2 protein-coding genes are annotated in these 899 nt (G+C 61.3%); one reads left to right on the top strand and one right to left on the bottom strand.

The genetic code is table 11. The features are described from left to right. Positions 1 to 153, top strand: a 153-nt coding sequence (locus AXK60_RS27750) for an ATP-binding protein (protein WP_244881183.1), incomplete at its 5' end; no start/stop codon positions are given. A gap of 212 nt (positions 154 to 365) precedes the next feature. Here the strand turns inward: AXK60_RS27750 and AXK60_RS25360 are convergent. Continuing rightward, positions 366 to 662: a hypothetical protein gene (locus AXK60_RS25360; RefSeq protein WP_139057931.1), complete on the bottom strand. Its 297-nt coding sequence runs from the start codon at positions 660 to 662 to the stop codon at positions 366 to 368. Positions 663 to 899: the final 237 nt, after the last annotated feature.

Raw genomic sequence — 899 nt, forward strand, 5'->3', positions numbered from 1 at the left:
TGGACCAAAACCTTCACCGACCCACGCCTCTGCGCCGCCATCGTCGACCGCCTCACCTTCGGCGGGAACATCATCGAAACCGGCACCGACTCCTACCGCCTCGCCCACACCCGCAACCGCCTCACCGACGGAGCAGCGGCACCCGCCGAGTGACGCTCAAATTCGTGAACATTCCGAGCCCGATCCCATCCTCAGTGACGCTCAAATTCGTGAACAAGTGACGCTCACATTCGCGCACAGAGCCACGCCATCGCGCTCCACCGAGCGTGGTGATCGTTTACGGCGTCCGCAGTTGCCGGTCCTACCGTCACCCGGGGGCCACGGCCATCTCGCCGCCACATCCGATCCTTGCGCTTTCCCATCGATCAGCTCCGCTGTAGCGATAGAGCAGTGAGGGCGTCATCGGCGGTGATTTCCCCGACGATCTGACGGGCGAGCACTTCCAGCTCGCACCGTGTCGGTTCTGAGTTCTCTAGCCACGACGAGTACGCAACGTCGAGCAAGATGCCAGCCTGCTCCGGATCGAGACGATCAACGATGTCGCAGAACTGTCCCGCCCACATCGGAAACGTAGTTTCAAGAGCCACCACGGGTCGATCCTCCCAGTCTTTCCGCTGCTCAAAGCTATTTTTATCGTACCGAACGGTTGCGATCGCGGCCACCGTATCTGCAGACCTAGGCGATCGTCTTGCGGATGCAGTTGAGTTGGTAGCCCGAATGAACCTCGTGCTGGCACCATGCCCGACGCAGGCGCGCGTCGAGCATCCTCGCGCACGCGGAAGCGGCGACAGGAATTGTGGGAATGCGGAATTTTGATAGCCAGGCGGCGCGCCTCCCTCAAGCGTGCATCAGTTTGATGCACGCTTCTCGTATGACTCAGCTCGCGATGGACGGATCGG

Origin of the sequence: Tsukamurella pseudospumae (assembly GCF_001575195.1) — a bacterium.
Classification (GTDB): Bacteria; Actinomycetota; Actinomycetes; order Mycobacteriales; family Mycobacteriaceae; genus Tsukamurella; species Tsukamurella pseudospumae.